Source organism: Citrobacter sp. CK202 (genome assembly GCF_030333225.1).
In the GTDB taxonomy this organism is placed as follows: domain Bacteria; phylum Pseudomonadota; class Gammaproteobacteria; order Enterobacterales; family Enterobacteriaceae; genus Citrobacter_B; species Citrobacter_B koseri.
The window spans coordinates 50,961-66,555 of the sequence record NZ_JAOWGI010000027.1 but is presented as its reverse complement, the minus strand read 5'-3'; the positions used below and the strand labels follow the sequence as shown (position 1 = coordinate 66,555).

16 protein-coding genes are annotated in these 15,595 nt (G+C 55.2%); 9 read left to right on the top strand and 7 right to left on the bottom strand.

Annotated elements, in window-relative coordinates:
- The first annotated feature begins 68 nt into the window (after positions 1-68).
- Entirely contained in the window at positions 69-1,052 is a 984-nt protein-coding gene (kdgT, locus tag OGX84_RS15785; RefSeq protein WP_012133890.1) for a 2-keto-3-deoxygluconate transporter, read from the top strand.
- Positions 1,053-1,104: 52 nt separating this feature from the next.
- Here the strand turns inward: kdgT and OGX84_RS15780 are convergent, their stop codons facing one another.
- Positions 1,105-1,995: a dihydrodipicolinate synthase family protein gene (locus OGX84_RS15780; RefSeq protein WP_024130663.1), complete on the bottom strand. Its 891-nt coding sequence runs from the start codon at positions 1,993-1,995 to the stop codon at positions 1,105-1,107.
- Positions 1,996-2,148: 153 nt separating this feature from the next.
- Between OGX84_RS15780 and yiiM the strand changes: the two genes are divergently transcribed.
- Positions 2,149-2,820, top strand: coding sequence for a 6-hydroxyaminopurine reductase (gene yiiM / locus OGX84_RS15775; protein WP_058668378.1), 672 nt, complete (start codon positions 2,149-2,151; stop codon positions 2,818-2,820).
- Between the two features lie 267 nt (positions 2,821-3,087).
- On the opposite strand, the gene cpxA is transcribed toward yiiM, so the two are convergent.
- Positions 3,088-4,461 (bottom strand): envelope stress sensor histidine kinase CpxA, encoded by a 1,374-nt coding sequence (gene cpxA / locus OGX84_RS15770; RefSeq protein WP_110494833.1) that lies wholly within the window; start codon positions 4,459-4,461, stop codon positions 3,088-3,090.
- Positions 4,458-5,156: an envelope stress response regulator transcription factor CpxR gene (gene cpxR / locus OGX84_RS15765; protein WP_012133886.1), complete on the bottom strand. Its 699-nt coding sequence runs from the start codon at positions 5,154-5,156 to the stop codon at positions 4,458-4,460. Before cpxR ends, cpxA begins: the two co-directional genes overlap by 4 nt.
- A gap of 150 nt (positions 5,157-5,306) precedes the next feature.
- On the opposite strand from cpxR, the gene cpxP reads away from it, so the two are divergent.
- From cpxP to OGX84_RS15735, 6 genes are all read left to right on the top strand, one after another.
- A complete protein-coding gene (gene cpxP / locus OGX84_RS15760; protein ID WP_012133885.1) occupies positions 5,307-5,807 on the top strand; it encodes a cell-envelope stress modulator CpxP in 501 nt (166 codons plus the stop codon).
- 148 nt (positions 5,808-5,955) lie between these two features.
- On the top strand, positions 5,956-6,858 hold the full coding sequence (fieF, locus tag OGX84_RS15755; protein ID WP_049011792.1) for a CDF family cation-efflux transporter FieF: 903 nt from the start codon (positions 5,956-5,958) through the stop codon (positions 6,856-6,858).
- A 192-nt stretch (positions 6,859-7,050) separates the two neighbouring features.
- A complete protein-coding gene (gene pfkA, locus OGX84_RS15750) occupies positions 7,051-8,013 on the top strand; it encodes a 6-phosphofructokinase (RefSeq protein WP_012133883.1) in 963 nt (320 codons plus the stop codon).
- 207 nt (positions 8,014-8,220) lie between these two features.
- Positions 8,221-9,210 (top strand): sulfate/thiosulfate ABC transporter substrate-binding protein Sbp, encoded by a 990-nt coding sequence (gene sbp, locus OGX84_RS15745; protein WP_112001486.1) that lies wholly within the window; start codon positions 8,221-8,223, stop codon positions 9,208-9,210.
- A gap of 103 nt (positions 9,211-9,313) precedes the next feature.
- Positions 9,314-10,063, top strand: coding sequence for a CDP-diacylglycerol diphosphatase (locus OGX84_RS15740; protein ID WP_112001487.1), 750 nt, complete (start codon positions 9,314-9,316; stop codon positions 10,061-10,063).
- A gap of 73 nt (positions 10,064-10,136) precedes the next feature.
- Complete coding sequence (locus tag OGX84_RS15735; protein WP_012133878.1) at positions 10,137-11,441, top strand: SLC13 family permease; 1,305 nt, start codon at positions 10,137-10,139, stop codon at positions 11,439-11,441.
- 82 nt (positions 11,442-11,523) lie between these two features.
- On the opposite strand, the gene tpiA is transcribed toward OGX84_RS15735, so the two are convergent.
- Complete coding sequence (gene tpiA, locus OGX84_RS15730; protein WP_024130662.1) at positions 11,524-12,291, bottom strand: triose-phosphate isomerase; 768 nt, start codon at positions 12,289-12,291, stop codon at positions 11,524-11,526.
- A 114-nt stretch (positions 12,292-12,405) separates the two neighbouring features.
- Complete coding sequence (locus OGX84_RS15725; protein ID WP_112001488.1) at positions 12,406-13,002, bottom strand: YiiQ family protein; 597 nt, start codon at positions 13,000-13,002, stop codon at positions 12,406-12,408.
- A gap of 100 nt (positions 13,003-13,102) precedes the next feature.
- Here OGX84_RS15725 and OGX84_RS15720 point away from each other — a divergent pair, with 100 nt between their 5' ends.
- On the top strand, positions 13,103-13,549 hold the full coding sequence (locus OGX84_RS15720) for a DUF805 domain-containing protein (protein WP_112001489.1): 447 nt from the start codon (positions 13,103-13,105) through the stop codon (positions 13,547-13,549).
- Between the two features lie 75 nt (positions 13,550-13,624).
- Here OGX84_RS15720 and fpr read toward each other — a convergent pair whose 3' ends face one another.
- Together fpr and glpX are read right to left on the bottom strand one after the other, a co-directional pair.
- Positions 13,625-14,371 (bottom strand): ferredoxin--NADP(+) reductase, encoded by a 747-nt coding sequence (gene fpr, locus OGX84_RS15715; RefSeq protein ID WP_012133874.1) that lies wholly within the window; start codon positions 14,369-14,371, stop codon positions 13,625-13,627.
- Positions 14,372-14,466: 95 nt separating this feature from the next.
- A complete protein-coding gene (gene glpX / locus OGX84_RS15710) occupies positions 14,467-15,477 on the bottom strand; it encodes a class II fructose-bisphosphatase (protein WP_112001490.1) in 1,011 nt (336 codons plus the stop codon).
- Positions 15,478-15,595 lie beyond the last annotated feature (118 nt).

Genomic DNA, 15,595 nt, shown 5'->3' with positions numbered 1-15,595 from the left:
GGTGTGCCTCAAAGTAAGGTGCATTCGCCCATAAAAATTGCCCGTTTTTATGTCTACAGGTGAAGGAAATGCAGATTAAACGCACGATAGAAAAAGTCCCGGGTGGCATGATGCTCGTTCCGTTGTTCCTCGGCGCGCTATGCCACACCTTCGCGCCAGGTGCAGGGAAATACTTCGGCTCATTCACAAACGGTATGATCACCGGTACGGTGCCGATTCTGGCGGTCTGGTTCTTTTGTATGGGCGCGTCGATCAAACTGAGCGCCACAGGCACCGTGCTGCGTAAATCCGGGACGCTGGTGGTGACCAAAATTGCGGTTGCCTGGGTGGTGGCCGCTATTGCGTCACGCGTTATCCCGGAACATGGGGTGGAAGCGGGCTTCTTCGCCGGGCTGTCGACGCTGGCGCTGGTGGCCTCTATGGACATGACCAACGGTGGGCTGTACGCCTCCATCATGCAGCAGTACGGCACCAAAGAAGAGGCCGGGGCATTTGTCCTGATGTCGCTGGAGTCAGGGCCGCTGATGACGATGGTTATTCTGGGAACCGCCGGGATTGCCTCGTTTGAACCGCATGTATTTGTGGGGGCGGTATTGCCGTTCCTGATTGGTTTCGCGCTGGGGAATCTCGACCCGGAACTGCGGGAATTCTTCAGCAAAGCGGTACAGACGCTGATTCCGTTCTTCGCCTTCGCGCTGGGCAACACCATTGATTTGAGCGTGATTGCACAGACGGGCGTGCTGGGGATTCTACTGGGTGTGGCGGTCATTATTATCACCGGCATCCCGTTAATCATCGCTGACAAGTTTATCGGCGGCGGTGACGGTACGGCAGGTATTGCCGCCTCAAGTTCTGCGGGCGCCGCAGTAGCCACGCCCGTGCTGATCGCAGAGATGGTTCCGGCGTTTAAACCAATGGCGCCCGCCGCGACCTCGCTGGTTGCCACATCGGTTATCGTGACTTCGATTCTGGTGCCGATCATTACCTCAGTCTGGTCGCGGAAGGTGAAGGCCAGAGCGGCGGAAATCGATATTCGCGGTACGGTGAAATAAACCCGTTTTGCCGGATGACGGCTTATGCCTCATCCGGCGCTTCCGGTCAGAATTAACGGCCAAACACCTCATCAATTGTGCGACGCTCGTGCTCGTTCAGTTCTCCTCCCGCATTACGCGACACGCCGGTACAATAGCCGAACTTACGCGATACCACGGTTTTAATCGTGGTTACAAAATCCTCGCCAATCGCGTAAATGGACATAAACGTGCCGATTTTCTCCTGGATATCGCGCAACGTTTGCAAATCACCCTGCTTAAACGCCTCCCGCGCGCTGACAAACAGCTCCGGCATCACGTTGTTTAAGCCGGAAATAATGCCTGCGCCGCCCGCCAGCAGGTTGGGGATGTAATACTCGTCATAGCCGGAGAGCACGGCAAAATCGTCGCGTACCGCGCGGGTGGTCTGAATCATGCTGCGGGTATGGGACTGGCAGTCGACGGTATCTTTAATCCCGGCAAAATTCGGGAATTCGGCGGCAAGGGTCGCCACCAGATCCGGCGTTAAATCGCAGCCGGTGCGTGCCGGGAAATTGTAGGCGAACCATTTGCCGCTCAGGGCGTTGCCAAGCTGGCGGAAGTAGCTCAGAAGCTGCTTCGACGTCTGCCCGTAGTAATACGGTGGCAGAATCATCACCGCATCGTACCCGACGCGGTACGCTTCCTGCGCCATAAGCAGGATGTCGCCGGTGCAGGTGGAGGAGACATTGGCAACCATCTTCAGCGAACTCATCGCGCGGGCCTCGCGGATCAGCATCAGCCGCTCTTCCAGCGTGAAAGACGCAAATTCGCCAATGCTGCCCATCAGCAAAATAACATCAATGTTGGCTTCGGTAAGGCGTTTGAGATGCTGGCTCAGGCCGTTAAGATCGACTTTTCCGTCATTGTCCATCGGCGTAATGGAAGGACACCAGACGCCAGCAAACTGCGATTGTACTGTCACGTTGTTGACTCCTTATTATGAAATGGCGTTTCAAAATCACTTTAATTGATAGCACGTCTGCTGGCGCATCATGTGAACCCGGCTCTCATTTTGAGCGGCTGAGACAAAATAAATATGCTCTAATGAGGATTATTTGTCGGGAGAGGGAAGCTGATGCGATATCCGGTCGAGGTGTTTACGGGCAAAATTCGGGACTATGCGGGAAGTCGTCCCAGCGCCATTGCGAAAATCCAGGTTGATGGCGAGCTGATGCTTAGCGATCTGGGCCTTGCCGGTGATGAGCAGGCAGAGACGAAAATTCACGGTGGGCCCGATCGCGCGCTGTGCCATTATCCCCGTGAACACTATCTGCACTGGGCGCGTCAATTCCCGGCGCAGGCGGATCTGTTTGTCGCGCCCGCGTTTGGCGAAAACCTTTCGACCGATGGTCTGACCGAGCAAAATGTTTTTATCGGCGATATTTTTCAGTGGGGAGAGGCGCTGATTCAGGTGACTCAGCCACGTTCGCCGTGCTTTAAGCTCAACTTCCATTTCGGCATTAGCGATATGGCGACGCAGATGCAGAACGCCGGGAAAACCGGCTGGCTGTACAGCGTTATCGCGCCGGGGCAGGTATCGGCGGATGCGCCGCTGATTCTGGCGTCGCGCGTCAGCGATGTGAGCGTACAGGAGGCGATTGCGATAGCCTGGCATATGCCGTTCGACGACGGCCAGTATCATCGTTTGCTGTCGGCGGCGGGGTTATCGAAAAGCTGGACCAGAACGATGCAGAAGCGCCGTTTGAGCGGCAAAATTGAAGATCAGTCACGACGTTTACGTGGATGATGTAATGCCCGATGGCGCTGCGCTTATCGGGCCTACAACGTGCGGTTTCTGTAGGCCGGATAAGGCGTTTACGCCGCCATCCGGCGTAATGCCCGATGGTGCTGCGCTTATCGGGCCTACAGCGTGCGGTTTCCCGTAGGCCGGATAAGGCGTTCACGCCGCCATCCGGCGTAATGCCCGATGGTGCTGCGCTTATCGGGCCTACAACGTGCGGTTTCCGTAGGCCGGATAAGGCGTTCACGCCGCCATCCGGCACCACAGCGAGACTTAAGAACGCTTATACAACGGCAGCCAGATCACCAGCCGTAAGCCGCCCAGCGGGCTGTCTTCGGCTTTCACCCAACCGCGATGCTGCTGGATCGCGGTCTCAACGATGGCCAGCCCCAACCCTGTTCCGCCGGACTCCCGATCGCGCGCTTCATCGGTACGATAAAACGGGCGGAAGATCTGTTCGCGGTCTTCAGGGCTAACGCCCGGGCCATCGTCATCAACCGTTATCGTAATGCCGTCTTTATCCACCGCGAAGCCGACTTCAATCTTCGTGTGCGAATAGCGCAGGGCGTTACGGACAATGTTCTCCAGCGCGCTTTCCAGGGTGTTAGGATTGCCGTATAACGGCCACGGCCCCGGCGGGAAGTTCACCGTTAACGATTTGCCCATCTGCTCGGCTTCGAAGGCGGCGTTATCCAGCACGTCTCCCCACAGATGATTGGCTTTCATCGTTTCGCTGACCAGCGCGTTTTTCTGTTGATTACGCGACATCACCAGCAGGTCGTTGATCATGCTGTCCAGCCGCTGCGCTTCGGTCTCGATGCGCTCCAGCTCTTTACTCTCGCCGCTACGGCGACGCAGCAGCGCGGTGCCCAGTTGCAGACGCGTAAGCGGAGTGCGTAGCTCGTGCGAGATATCCGACAGCAGACGCTGCTGCGTGGTCATCATACGTTCCAGCGCAGTCACCATCTGGTTAAAGCTGGCGCCAGCCGCAAGAAATTCCTGCGGGCCTGCTTCCAGTTCTGGATGTTGTCGCAGATTACCCTGAGCCACTTCGTCCGCCGCGTTTTTCAACTTACGCGCCGGTTTCGCCAGGCTCCAGGCCAGCCAAAGCAACAGAGGCGAACTGACCAGCATGGTGACGATCAGCAACAAGAGCGGGCGGTCAAACAGCAGATTAATAAAATCGGATTGGGAACTGCTGGCCGGTCGAATCAGATAAAGCTGGTAGTTATCTTCCCCGTCTCTGACAGAGAACGGGCCTACCATCTCAACGCGGCCATATTTCTTCTTCTGCGGATGATCGGCGTTATCCGCCTGACCAATAAAGTTACGAATGATCTGCATTTCGCTGCGTTCTGCGCCGATCACGCGTCCTTCAGTGGTCACAAGCAATAACCGCTGTCCTGGCGGCGCCCACTTGTCGATCGCACGGAACAGGCGACGCCACCACATTAAATCGTTGGGTGGATCGTTCGCGAGTTCAGCTTCTACATGTTGCTCAATCATCAACCCCTGGCGCTGTTCGCTGTCCAGTAGCTCGGTCATCTGGCGTGAGTCGAGCTTGGGTAACATCAATACCAACATCAGCACCAGCGCCAGCGTCAACCAGAAGATGGCAAAGATGCGCGCGGTTAAACTGCCTATCATGAAGCGGAAACCATCAAATAACCGCGACCACGCAGGGTTTTAAACCACGGGTGCCCGTCTTTACGCTCCGGCAGCTTACGACGCAGGTTGGAGATATGCATGTCGATCGCGCGGTCGAACGGCGTCAGGCGTTTACCCAGCACTTCCTGGCTCAAATGTTCACGCGAAACCACCTGGCCGAGATGCTGCGCCAGCAAATAGAGCAGGGTAAATTCGGTGCCGGTTAACTCCAGGGTTTGACCATCGAAGCTGGCCTCCTGGCGACCCGGATTGAGGCTTAACGCATCCACTTCCAGCGTCGGCGAGCCGTTGTCGTTGTTCTGCTGCTGTTCGCTCCAGTGCGAGCGGCGCAGAATCGCACGGATACGCGCGACCAGTTCACGGTCGTTAAACGGTTTAGGTAAATAATCATCCGCGCCCAGCTCAAGGCCGAGTACGCGATCCAGTTCGCTGCCGCGCGCGGTCAGCATAATGACAGGGGTCTGGTGTGTCTGGCGAAGCGCTTTCAACGTATCAATACCGTTTTTCTTCGGCATCATGACATCGAGCAAAAGTAAATCAATGCTGTCGTCCAGAAGCTCAAGCGCCTGCTCCCCGTCATGGGCAACCAGCACATTGAAGCCTTCCATTTCGAGCAGCTCCTTTAACAGGGAAGTTAGCTCTCGGTCATCATCAACTAACAGGATTTTATTCATTGTTTAAGTACCTCCGAGGCAGAAATTACGTCATCAGGCGTCGCTAATCCATGACTTTACGTTGTTTTACACCCCCTGACGCATGTTTGCAGCCCGAATCGTAAACTGTCTCTCGTTGAATCGCGACAGAAAAGATTTTGGGAGCAAGTGATGCGCAAAGTTACCGCTGCCGTCATGGCCTCAACGCTGGCACTCAGTCCTTTAAGCCACGCTGCTGAAGTCGTTACAGGCGATAACTGGCATCAAGGTGAAGGACTTACGCAGCGCAGTACGCAGAGCCATATGTTCGACGGCATAAGTTTAACCGAACATCAGCGTCAACAGATGCGAGATCTGATGCAGCAGGCAAGACACGAACAGCCTCCTGTTAATGTTAGCGAAATGGAGACAATGCATCGCCTTGTCATCGCAGAAAAATTTGATGAAAACGCTGTGCGCGCTCAGGCAGAAAAAATGGCGCAAGAACAGGTTGCCCGCCAGGTCGAAATGGCCAGGGTTCGCAACCAGATGTATCGCCTGTTAACGCCAGAGCAGCAAGCGGTTTTAAATGAGAAGCATCAACAACGAATGGAGCAACTGCGCGATGTGGCGCAATGGCAAAACGGCTCCTCGTTGAAGTTATTGAGTAGTAGCAACTCACGTTCCCAGTAACAAACCCTGTTTTCCTTGCCATAGACACCATCCCTGTCTTCCCCTCCATGATGGAGGGGTTTTTTTTGTCCAAAATTTGTCATCCGGTTATTGCCTTACTGTTTTACTCCATCCGTTATACTACCGGCATGGAAAGGCAGGAGTGTTTATGAATCAAACCTATGGGCGACTGGTCAGCCGGGCGGCAATTGCTGCGACAGTGATGGCGTCACTGTTACTTTTGATCAAAATTTTTGCGTGGTGGTACACCGGGTCGGTGAGTATTCTGGCTGCGTTGGTTGACTCGCTGGTGGATATTGCCGCGTCGCTGACTAACCTGTTAGTGGTGCGCTATTCGCTGCAACCGGCGGATGATGAACACACCTTTGGACACGGCAAAGCAGAGTCGCTGGCGGCGCTGGCGCAGAGCATGTTTATTTCCGGCTCGGCGCTGTTTCTGTTTTTGACCGGTATTCAGCATCTGATTACCCCTACGCCAATGAACGAACCGGGCGTCGGGGTCGTGGTGACGCTTATCGCCCTGGTTTGTACGATCATTCTGGTCACGTTTCAGCGTTGGGTTGTGCGCAAGACGCAAAGTCAGGCAGTACGGGCAGATATGCTTCATTATCAGTCTGATGTTATGATGAACGGAGCGATTCTCGTTGCGCTTGGGCTGGCCTGGTATGGCTGGCATCGCGCGGACGCCTTGTTTGCGTTGGGAATCGGCATCTATATTCTATACAGCGCACTACGTATGGGGTATGAGGCAGTGCAGTCGTTACTGGATCGCGCGCTGCCCGATGAGGAACGTCAGGAAATTATTGATATCGTGACATCGTGGCCGGGCGTCAACGGCGCTCACGATCTTCGCACGCGGCAGTCAGGGCCGACCCGCTTTATTCAGATTCATTTGGAAATGGAAGATAATCTGCCGCTCGTTCAGGCGCATCTGGTGGCTGAACAGGTAGAGCAGGCGATTTTGCGGCGTTTTCCGGGTTCGGATGTCATTATCCACCAGGACCCCTGTTCAGTCGTACCCAGGGAAGGCAAGAGATTTGAGCTTTCGTAATTCGTTGTAAAAAAGTGAGCAAGGCCAGCATTTTGTGTATAAATTACCGCCGTTTGGCCTGACCTGAATCAATTCAGCAGGAAGCGGTTGTTATACTATCTGCATATTCGTTGGATCGTCCCGATGTGCAGAGTAACAGTATCGGCTTCCGGCAACAGATTTCATTTTGCATTCCAAAGTTCAGAGGTAGTCATGATTAAGAAAATCGGTGTGTTGACAAGCGGCGGTGATGCGCCTGGCATGAACGCAGCAATCCGTGGTGTTGTACGCGCAGCGTTGACGGAAGGACTGGAAGTAATGGGTATTTATGATGGCTACCTGGGTCTGTATGAAGACCGTATGGTTCAGCTCGACCGTTACAGCGTGTCCGACATGATCAACCGTGGCGGTACTTTCCTCGGTTCCGCGCGCTTCCCGGAATTCCGCGATGAAAATGTTCGCGCAGTGGCTATCGAAAACCTGAAAAAACGTGGCATCGACGCGCTGGTTGTTATCGGCGGTGACGGTTCCTATATGGGTGCAAAACGTCTGACTGAAATGGGCTTCCCGTGCATCGGTCTGCCGGGCACGATCGACAACGACATCAAAGGCACTGACTACACCATCGGTTATTTCACCGCGCTGGGTACGGTAGTGGAAGCGATTGACCGTCTGCGTGACACCTCTTCCTCTCACCAGCGTATCTCCATCGTTGAAGTGATGGGGCGTTACTGCGGCGACCTGACCCTGGCGGCGGCTATCGCTGGGGGCTGTGAGTTTGTTGTGGTGCCGGAAGTGGAATTCAGCCGTGACGATCTGGTTGCGGAAATCAAAGCGGGCATCGCGAAAGGTAAAAAACACGCGATTGTCGCGATCACCGAACATATGTGTGACGTTGATGAACTGGCGCACTACATCGAGAAAGAGACTGGCCGTGAAACGCGTGCGACCGTACTGGGTCACATCCAGCGTGGCGGCTCTCCGGTGCCTTACGACCGTATTCTGGCTTCCCGTATGGGCTCATATGCCATTGAACTGCTGCTGGAAGGTTTTGGCGGACGTTGTGTGGGCATCCAGAACGAACAACTGGTTCACCATGACATCATCGACGCTATCGAAAACATGAAGCGTCCGTTCAAAGGTGACTGGCTGGATTGCGCTAAAAAGCTGTACTGATCGTTGTGTGTATTGTGCCGGGTGGCGGCTTCGCCTTACCCGGCCTACAACAGTACGGCCTGTAGGCCGGATAAGGCGTTAGCCAGCATCCGGCAATATCCTTCATTTATTCCCTCAAGTTATAGCCAATCTTTTTTTATTCTTTAATGTTTGGATTCCTTTCTGGCACGCTTTACTCATCACAACACTACATAAGAGAGCTGGGCGATGAATAAATGGGGCGTGGGGTTAACATTATTGCTGGCATCGACCAGCGTTCTGGCGAAGGATATTCAGTTACTTAACGTGTCTTACGATCCAACGCGCGAGCTGTACGATCAGTACAACAAAGCGTTTAGCGCGCACTGGAAACAAGAAACGGGCGACAACGTGGTGATCCGTCAGTCACATGGCGGTTCCGGTAAGCAGGCGACGTCAGTCATTAACGGTATTGAGGCCGATGTGGTGACGCTGGCGCTGGCTTATGACGTTGATGCCATTGCAGAGCGCGGTCGTATCGACAAAAACTGGATCAAACGTCTGCCGGACAACTCCGCGCCGTACACGTCCACCATCGTCTTCCTGGTGCGTAAAGGCAATCCGAAGCAAATCCATGACTGGAACGACCTGGTAAAACCGGGCGTGTCGGTGATTACGCCGAACCCGAAAAGCTCTGGCGGCGCACGCTGGAACTATCTGGCTGCGTGGGGATACGCCCTGCACAACAACAACAACGATCAGGCCAAAGCGCAGGACTTCGTAAAAGCGTTATTTAAGAACGTGGAAGTGCTGGATTCTGGCGCGCGTGGTTCAACCAACACCTTTGTTGAGCGTGGGATTGGCGACGTGCTGATCGCCTGGGAGAACGAAGCGCTGTTGGCGACGAACGAACTGGGCAAAGATAAATTCGAAATCGTGACGCCGAGCGAATCAATTCTTGCAGAACCGACCGTCTCCGTGGTGGATAAAGTCGTGGAGAAAAAAGGGACGCAAGCCGTGGCGGAAGCCTATCTGAAGTATCTCTACTCGCCGGAAGGGCAGGAAATTGCGGCGAAAAACTTCTATCGCCCACGCGATCCTGAAGTGGCGAAGAAATATGAAAATGCATTTCCGAAGCTGAAACTCTTCACCATTGACGAGGAGTTTGGCGGGTGGACGAAAGCGCAGAAAGAGCATTTCTCTAATGGCGGTACGTTCGACCAAATCAGCAAACGCTAATGTAAATTGCTTTTCCAGCCCGGTGGCATCGTGCGACCGGGCTTTTTTATTTGTCATCATTTTGCGTTACTCTTGCACGTCAATAAGAGACAGGGAATGAGTAATGAAAAAAACAGGTTATTTTTTGCTGGCGGTTGTGATTGTTGCCGCCGTCGCGGGCATTGGCTACTGGAAGCTGGCCGCTAATCCGAACGCATTGCGGGATATTGTTCTGCAACAATGCGTACCGAACCAACTGCAACAGCAAAATCCTGCGCCATGCGCTGAAGTGAAACCGGATGCCGGGTATGTCGTGTTTAAAGATCGTAATGGCCCGTTGCAGTATCTGTTGATGCCGACGTACCGCATCAACGGTACGGAAAGCCCGCTGCTGGTGGAGCCCTACACGCCGAACTTCTTCTGGCTAGCCTGGCAGGCGCGCAGCTTTATGAACCAAAAGTACGGCAAAGATATTCCAGACAGCGCCATTTCGCTGGCGATTAACTCACGCTCCGGGCGGACGCAAAACCACTTTCATATCCACATCTCCTGCCTGCGCCCTGATGTGCGAGCGCAACTGGATGATAATTTGGCGAAAGTGAGTACCCGCTGGCTGCCACTGCCGGGCGGATTGCGCGGGAATGAATATCTGGCGCGTCGGGTGACGGAAAGCGAGCTGGCGCAACGCAGCCCGTTCATGATGCTGGCGGAAGAAGTGCCGGATGCGCGTGAGCACATGGGCAGCTATGCGCTGGCGGTGGTGCGCCAGAGCGACGACTCTTTTGTTTTGCTGGCGACGCAGCGCAACCTGCTGGCGTTTAACCTCGCTTCCGCTGAGGAAATTCAGGATCATCAATGTGAGATTTTGCAGTAACCCCACCTAATCTGGCGTTTACTCCACCTGCCTGTCTCCGTATTCTTGTTGAAAAAAACAACAGGAGACAGGCATGTCGCTCTGGCTTACACACCCTCTGTTCATTCCTTCGCTGGTGGTCGGCGTGACCATTCTGCTCTGGGCAACCTCGCTGTTGCCGGAGTTTATTACCGCGCTGCTGTTCTTTACCGTGGCGATGGTGGCGAAGATCGCGCCGCCGGACGTCATTTTTGGTGGTTTTGCCTCGTCGGCTTTCTGGCTGGTTTTTAGCGGTTTTGTGCTGGGGGTGGCGATTCGCAAAACAGGGCTGGCAGACAGGGCGGCGCGCGCCTTATCCGCCAGACTGACCGACTCATGGCCGCTGATGGTGGCGAGCGTGGTGCTGCTCAGTTATGCGCTGGCGTTCGTGATGCCGTCCAATATGGGGCGTATCGCGCTGCTGATGCCCATTGTCGCGGCGATGGCGAAACGTGCCGGGATTGCCGATGGCACGCGCGCCTGGTACGGACTGGCGCTTGCGGTGGGCTTTGGAACCTTCCAGCTCTCCGCGACCATCCTGCCTGCTAACGTACCTAACCTGGTGATGAGCGGGGCGGCGGAAGGCTCGTACGGCATCCACCTGAACTATCTGCCGTATCTTCTGCTGCATACGCCTGTTCTGGGCTGGTTGAAAGGCGCGCTGTTAATCGTCCTGATTTGTTGGCTGTTTCCCGGTAAACCGCATGCGCCTCGCGACCTGACGCCGCCTGCGCCGATGAGCCGTGCGGAGAAACGGCTGGCGTGGATGCTGGCGGTGGTGCTGGCGATGTGGGTCAGCGAAAGCTGGCACGGTATTGGCCCGGCGTGGACCGGGCTGGCGGCGGCGGTGATCACACTGTTGCCGCGCGTGGGGTTTATCAACGGGGAAGAGTTTTCCAGCGGCGTGAATATCCGCACCTGTATTTATGTGGCAGGCATTCTGGGGCTGGCGATCACCGTGACGCAAACCGGCATTGGCAATGCGGTGGGCGAGGCGCTGCTGCATGTCATGCCGCTGGACCCGGAAAAGCCCTTCACCAGTTTCCTGGCGCTGACCGGCATTACCACCGCGCTGAATTTTATTATGACGGCGAACGGCGTTCCGGCGCTGTATACCACGCTGGCGCAGAGTTTTTCCGACGCAACCGGTTTTCCGCTGCTGTCGGTGATTATGATTCAGGTATTGGGGTACTCCACGCCGCTGTTGCCCTATCAGGCGTCGCCGATTGTGGTGGCGATGGCATTAGGGAAAGTCCCGGCAAAACCAGGCATGACGCTGTGTCTGGCACTGGCGCTGGCAACGTATCTGGTGCTGTTGCCGCTGGATTACGTGTGGTTTAGTTTACTGGGGCGTTTGTAAAAAAAGCCCGGTGGCGTTAACGCTTACCGGGCCTGTGATTTTGTGTGGCGGGTAAGCGCAAGCGCCACCCGCCACAACAGCATTAAGCTTGTTTAGCCGCTTCCGCTGCTTTAACGATCACCGCGAACGCGTCAGCTTTCAGGGAAGCACCGCCAACCAGCGCGCCGTCGATGTCCGGCTGAGCGAACAGTTCTGCCGCGTTAGCTGCGTTTACGGAACCGCCGTACTGGATGATCACTTGCTCAGCGATTTTCGCGTCAGCTTTGGCGATGTGGTCACGGATGAATTTGTGAACAGCCTGCGCCTGCGCCGGAGTGGCGGATTTGCCAGTACCGATCGCCCATACAGGTTCGTAAGCGATAACCACGCCTTCAAACGCCGCAGCGCCCTGAGTTTTCAGTACCGCGTCGATCTGACGAGCACAGACTTCTTCGGTTTTGCCAGCTTCGTTTTCTGCTTCGGTTTCACCGATGCACAGAACCGGAGTCAGACCCTGCTCTTTCAGCACGGCGAATTTCTTCGCGATCAGCTCGTCAGACTCTTTGTGGTAAGTACGACGCTCAGAGTGGCCGATGATGATGTACTGCGCGCCGATATCCTTCAGCATTTCAGCAGAAGTTTCACCGGTGAATGCGCCAGACAGGTTCAGGTCAACGTTCTGCGCGCCCAGAATGATGTGGCTACCGGCAGCGGCGTGTTTCGCCATGTCGATATACATTTCCGGCGGTGCAATCGCAACTGCACAGCCAGCAACGCCAGCCAGTTCTTTACGCAGGTTAGCCACCAGCTCGTTTACCATGTGGCGGCTGCCGTTCAGTTTCCAGTTACCCATCACTAAAGGATGTCGCATTTCATTTCTCCACGCTTTGTCAGCGAATTAAGGAAGATGGCCGCCCTTCAGGGACGGCATGGTCTGTGAAACAGTATAGAGATCCCTCCCTCGAAAGGCTTTGCTTTTTGTCACTTAATTCAGCCCTTCCAGATTCTCCGATAGCGCTAGCTTAATCGGTTCAACAGCGAAGGTCAGCCCTTTTTCCCCGTTGTCTGCGACAACATAGCGAATCGCGCCTTCCGTTTCGGCGTAGTAGTGCTTATTCTTGCCCGCTGTGAGTAATTTTTGCAGTTTTTGCTGGCTTTGCTCTTTTGTCAGAAGCGGGGCGACGGTGCGGATCACCGCCGCCATGTATTCCTGCGCTTTGGCTTTGGCGGCTTTTTGCTCGGGCCCCTGAATGGGAAGCCAGGTAATCTGCATACTTTTGATTTTTAACGTACCGCGCTCCAGCGCCGTTGAGGCGTACAGATTTTCATTGATCTTGCTGGCGGCGCGGGTCAGGTTCGCCCTGTCGCGGCTGCTGTCGATAGCACGAAATTCGTTCAGTGGAAGCCGGGGATTTTGCTGATTAAAGTTTTCGCGAAACTGGCTGATGGAGAGATCAAACGTCGGCGCGCCAGCCAGCAGGTAGGGCGCGGTCGTCGCAGACGGCGATGCCTCCGCCAGCACCGCTGTGCTCGCAGTTATGGCGGAAAACAATAATAAAAACAGTGTATACCCTGGCTTCATCAATCTTACCTTTCGTTAGGACTGCTCACGATTAAAACGATAACTGTCGGGCTTGTCAAAAGGGTAAACTGACAGCGAAGGCAATAATAAAGGAACTTACATGACCATACAGCAGTGGTTATTCTCATTTAAAGGGCGTATTGGACGCCGTGATTTCTGGATCTGGCTCGGTCTCTGGTTTGTCGGCATGCTGGTGCTGTTTTCGCTGGCGAGCAAGAACTTACTCGATATCCAGACGGCGGCATTTTGTCTGGTGTGTCTGCTCTGGCCCACGGCGGCGGTCATGGTTAAGCGTTTGCATGACCGGGGGCGCTCCGGCCTGTGGGCGTTATTGATGATTCTGGCGTGGATGCTGCTGGCCGGAAATTGGATGATGTTGCCGGGAATGTGGCAGTGGGTCGTGGGGCGCTTTGTCCCGACGCTCATTCTGGTCATGATGTTTATCGATCTGGGGGCGTTTGTCGGCACTCAGGGCGAGAATAAGTTCGGCAAAGAAACGCAGGATGTGAAGTTTAAAGCAGAGCCTCAGGCAGGCGATAAACCGTAGGCCGGATAAGGCATTTATGCCGCTATCCGGCAGAGCGCCCGGTGGCGCTGGCGCTTACCGGGCCTGCGACCGTGCTTACCAGTAGTGCTCAGCGGTCATGTGCCCAGGACGACGACGCAGGTGTTTGGTCATGTGCCGGGTCTCCTTCAGCAGCTGTTGCGTATCACGCACCATCTGCGGATTTCCGCACAGCATCACATGGCTGGTCTCGGTGTCCATCGGTAAACCGACCGCCGCTTCCAGCGCGCCGCTTTCAATCAGTGCGGGGACGCGCCCGGTAAGCGAGCCTGCGATGGTTTCCCGACTGACGACAGTTTGAATGCGCAGCTTGCCTTCGTAGCGCTTTTGCAATTCCAGCATTAACGGCAGGTAACTTAAATCAGCGGCGTAACGCGCGGCATGCACCAGTACCAGGTTGTTAAAGCGCTCCAGGTCTTTACCGAGTTGCAGAATCGACAAATAAGGGCCAATGGCCGTTCCGGTCGCCAGCATCCACAGGGTGTCGCAGTCAGGCACTTCATCCAGAACAAAGAACCCCGCCGCTTCACTCACCACCTGTACTTCATCGCCAGGTTTAAGCGCCGCCAGACGTGGGCTGAGTTTGCCTTCGGGAACCGTCACCAGGTAAAACTCTAAATCGGGATTATCGGGCGCATTCACATAGGAATAGGCGCGTTGTACGCGTTCGCCATCGATCTCCAGTCCGAGTTTGGTAAACTGGCCTGCGGTGAAGGGATGAACGGGGGCGTGAACGGTCAGACTAAACAGGGCGTCGGTCCAGTACTGTACCTTCGTGACTTTTCCTGTTACCCAATCTGCCATGATCTTCTCCTGTCTGCTGCAATACCCTTATCTTCGTTCGTTGAACGAAAGATTTCCAGCCCCGAAGGGCCGGAAGGCTCAATCGAACAAATCAGTTACAGGATATGCGCCTGCACATCCGGGTCTTTGCGATCCAGATAGTGGATGGACTGAATACGGCGGATAGTGCGCGATTTGCCGCGAATCAGCAGCGTTTCGGTGGTAGCGATATTGCCTTTGCGGCTAATCCCCTCCAGCAGATCGCCTTTGGTGATCCCGGTGGCGGAGAAGATGACGTTATCGCTGCGCGCCATTTCGTCCAGACGCAGCGCTTTACCGGCGTCAATGCCCATAGCTTTACAGCGTGCCAGCTCCTGCTCGCCAATGCGGCGGTTCTCTTCGCTGTCGCCTTTGACGTTGTGACGCGCCAGCAGACGGCCCTGCATGTCGCCATCCAGCGCACGAATCACCGCTGCGGAGACAACACCTTCCGGCGCGCCGCCAATGCCGTACAGCACATCCACTTCACTGTCTGGCATACAGGTCAGAATAGAGGCCGCCACGTCGCCATCAGGAATAGCGAATACGCGCACGCCAAGCTGCTGCATCTCTGCAATCACCGCGTCATGACGCGGTTTGGCCAGAATCGTAACCGTCAGTTCGCTGAGCGGTTTGCTGAGGGCGGCTGCGATGTTACGCAGGTTGTCCGCCAGCGGCAGATTCAGGTCGATAGATCCTTTAGCGCCCGGCCCGACGATCAGCTTTTCCATGTACATATCCGGCGCGTTGAGGAAACAGCCTTTGTCACCGACCGCCAGAACCGCCAGCGCGTTCGCCTGGCCCATCGCCGTCATACGGGTGCCTTCGATAGGGTCGACGGCGATATCTACCGCATCGCCACGGCCGGTGCCGACTTTCTCACCGATAAACAGCATGGGCGCTTCATCAATCTCGCCTTCGCCGATGACAATGGTGCCGTCAATATTGACCTGGTTGAGCATAATACGCATGGCGTTTACCGCCGCGCCGTCAGCGGTATTTTTGTCGCCGCGTCCCAGCCATTTATAGCCAGCCAGCGCCGCCGCTTCCGTTACGCGGGAAAATTCGATGGCAAGTTCTCGTCTCATAGCAAACTCGTAGCAGAAAGGAATGGCGCGAAGTGTAGCACAGGGGAGGGTGGGAATAATTGATATGCTTGGGGGTTACTTCCGCACAGATAACTTGCCGGGTGGCGGCTTCGCTTAT

Coding starts and splice junctions, on each gene's coding strand:
- kdgT (WP_012133890.1), top strand. CDS start 69: ATGCAGATTAAACGCACGATAGAAAAAGTCCCGGGTGGCATGATGCTC.
- yiiM (WP_058668378.1), top strand. CDS start 2,149: ATGCGATATCCGGTCGAGGTGTTTACGGGCAAAATTCGGGACTATGCG.
- cpxA (WP_110494833.1), bottom strand. CDS start 4,461: ATGATAGGCAGTTTAACCGCGCGCATCTTTGCCATCTTCTGGTTGACG.
- cpxR (WP_012133886.1), bottom strand. CDS start 5,156: ATGAATAAAATCCTGTTAGTTGATGATGACCGAGAGCTAACTTCCCTG.
- cpxP (WP_012133885.1), top strand. CDS start 5,307: ATGCGCAAAGTTACCGCTGCCGTCATGGCCTCAACGCTGGCACTCAGT.
- fieF (WP_049011792.1), top strand. CDS start 5,956: ATGAATCAAACCTATGGGCGACTGGTCAGCCGGGCGGCAATTGCTGCG.
- pfkA (WP_012133883.1), top strand. CDS start 7,051: ATGATTAAGAAAATCGGTGTGTTGACAAGCGGCGGTGATGCGCCTGGC.
- sbp (WP_112001486.1), top strand. CDS start 8,221: ATGAATAAATGGGGCGTGGGGTTAACATTATTGCTGGCATCGACCAGC.
- OGX84_RS15740 (WP_112001487.1), top strand. CDS start 9,314: ATGAAAAAAACAGGTTATTTTTTGCTGGCGGTTGTGATTGTTGCCGCC.
- OGX84_RS15735 (WP_012133878.1), top strand. CDS start 10,137: ATGTCGCTCTGGCTTACACACCCTCTGTTCATTCCTTCGCTGGTGGTC.
- tpiA (WP_024130662.1), bottom strand. CDS start 12,291: ATGCGACATCCTTTAGTGATGGGTAACTGGAAACTGAACGGCAGCCGC.
- OGX84_RS15725 (WP_112001488.1), bottom strand. CDS start 13,002: ATGAAGCCAGGGTATACACTGTTTTTATTATTGTTTTCCGCCATAACT.
- OGX84_RS15720 (WP_112001489.1), top strand. CDS start 13,103: ATGACCATACAGCAGTGGTTATTCTCATTTAAAGGGCGTATTGGACGC.
- fpr (WP_012133874.1), bottom strand. CDS start 14,371: ATGGCAGATTGGGTAACAGGAAAAGTCACGAAGGTACAGTACTGGACC.
- glpX (WP_112001490.1), bottom strand. CDS start 15,477: ATGAGACGAGAACTTGCCATCGAATTTTCCCGCGTAACGGAAGCGGCG.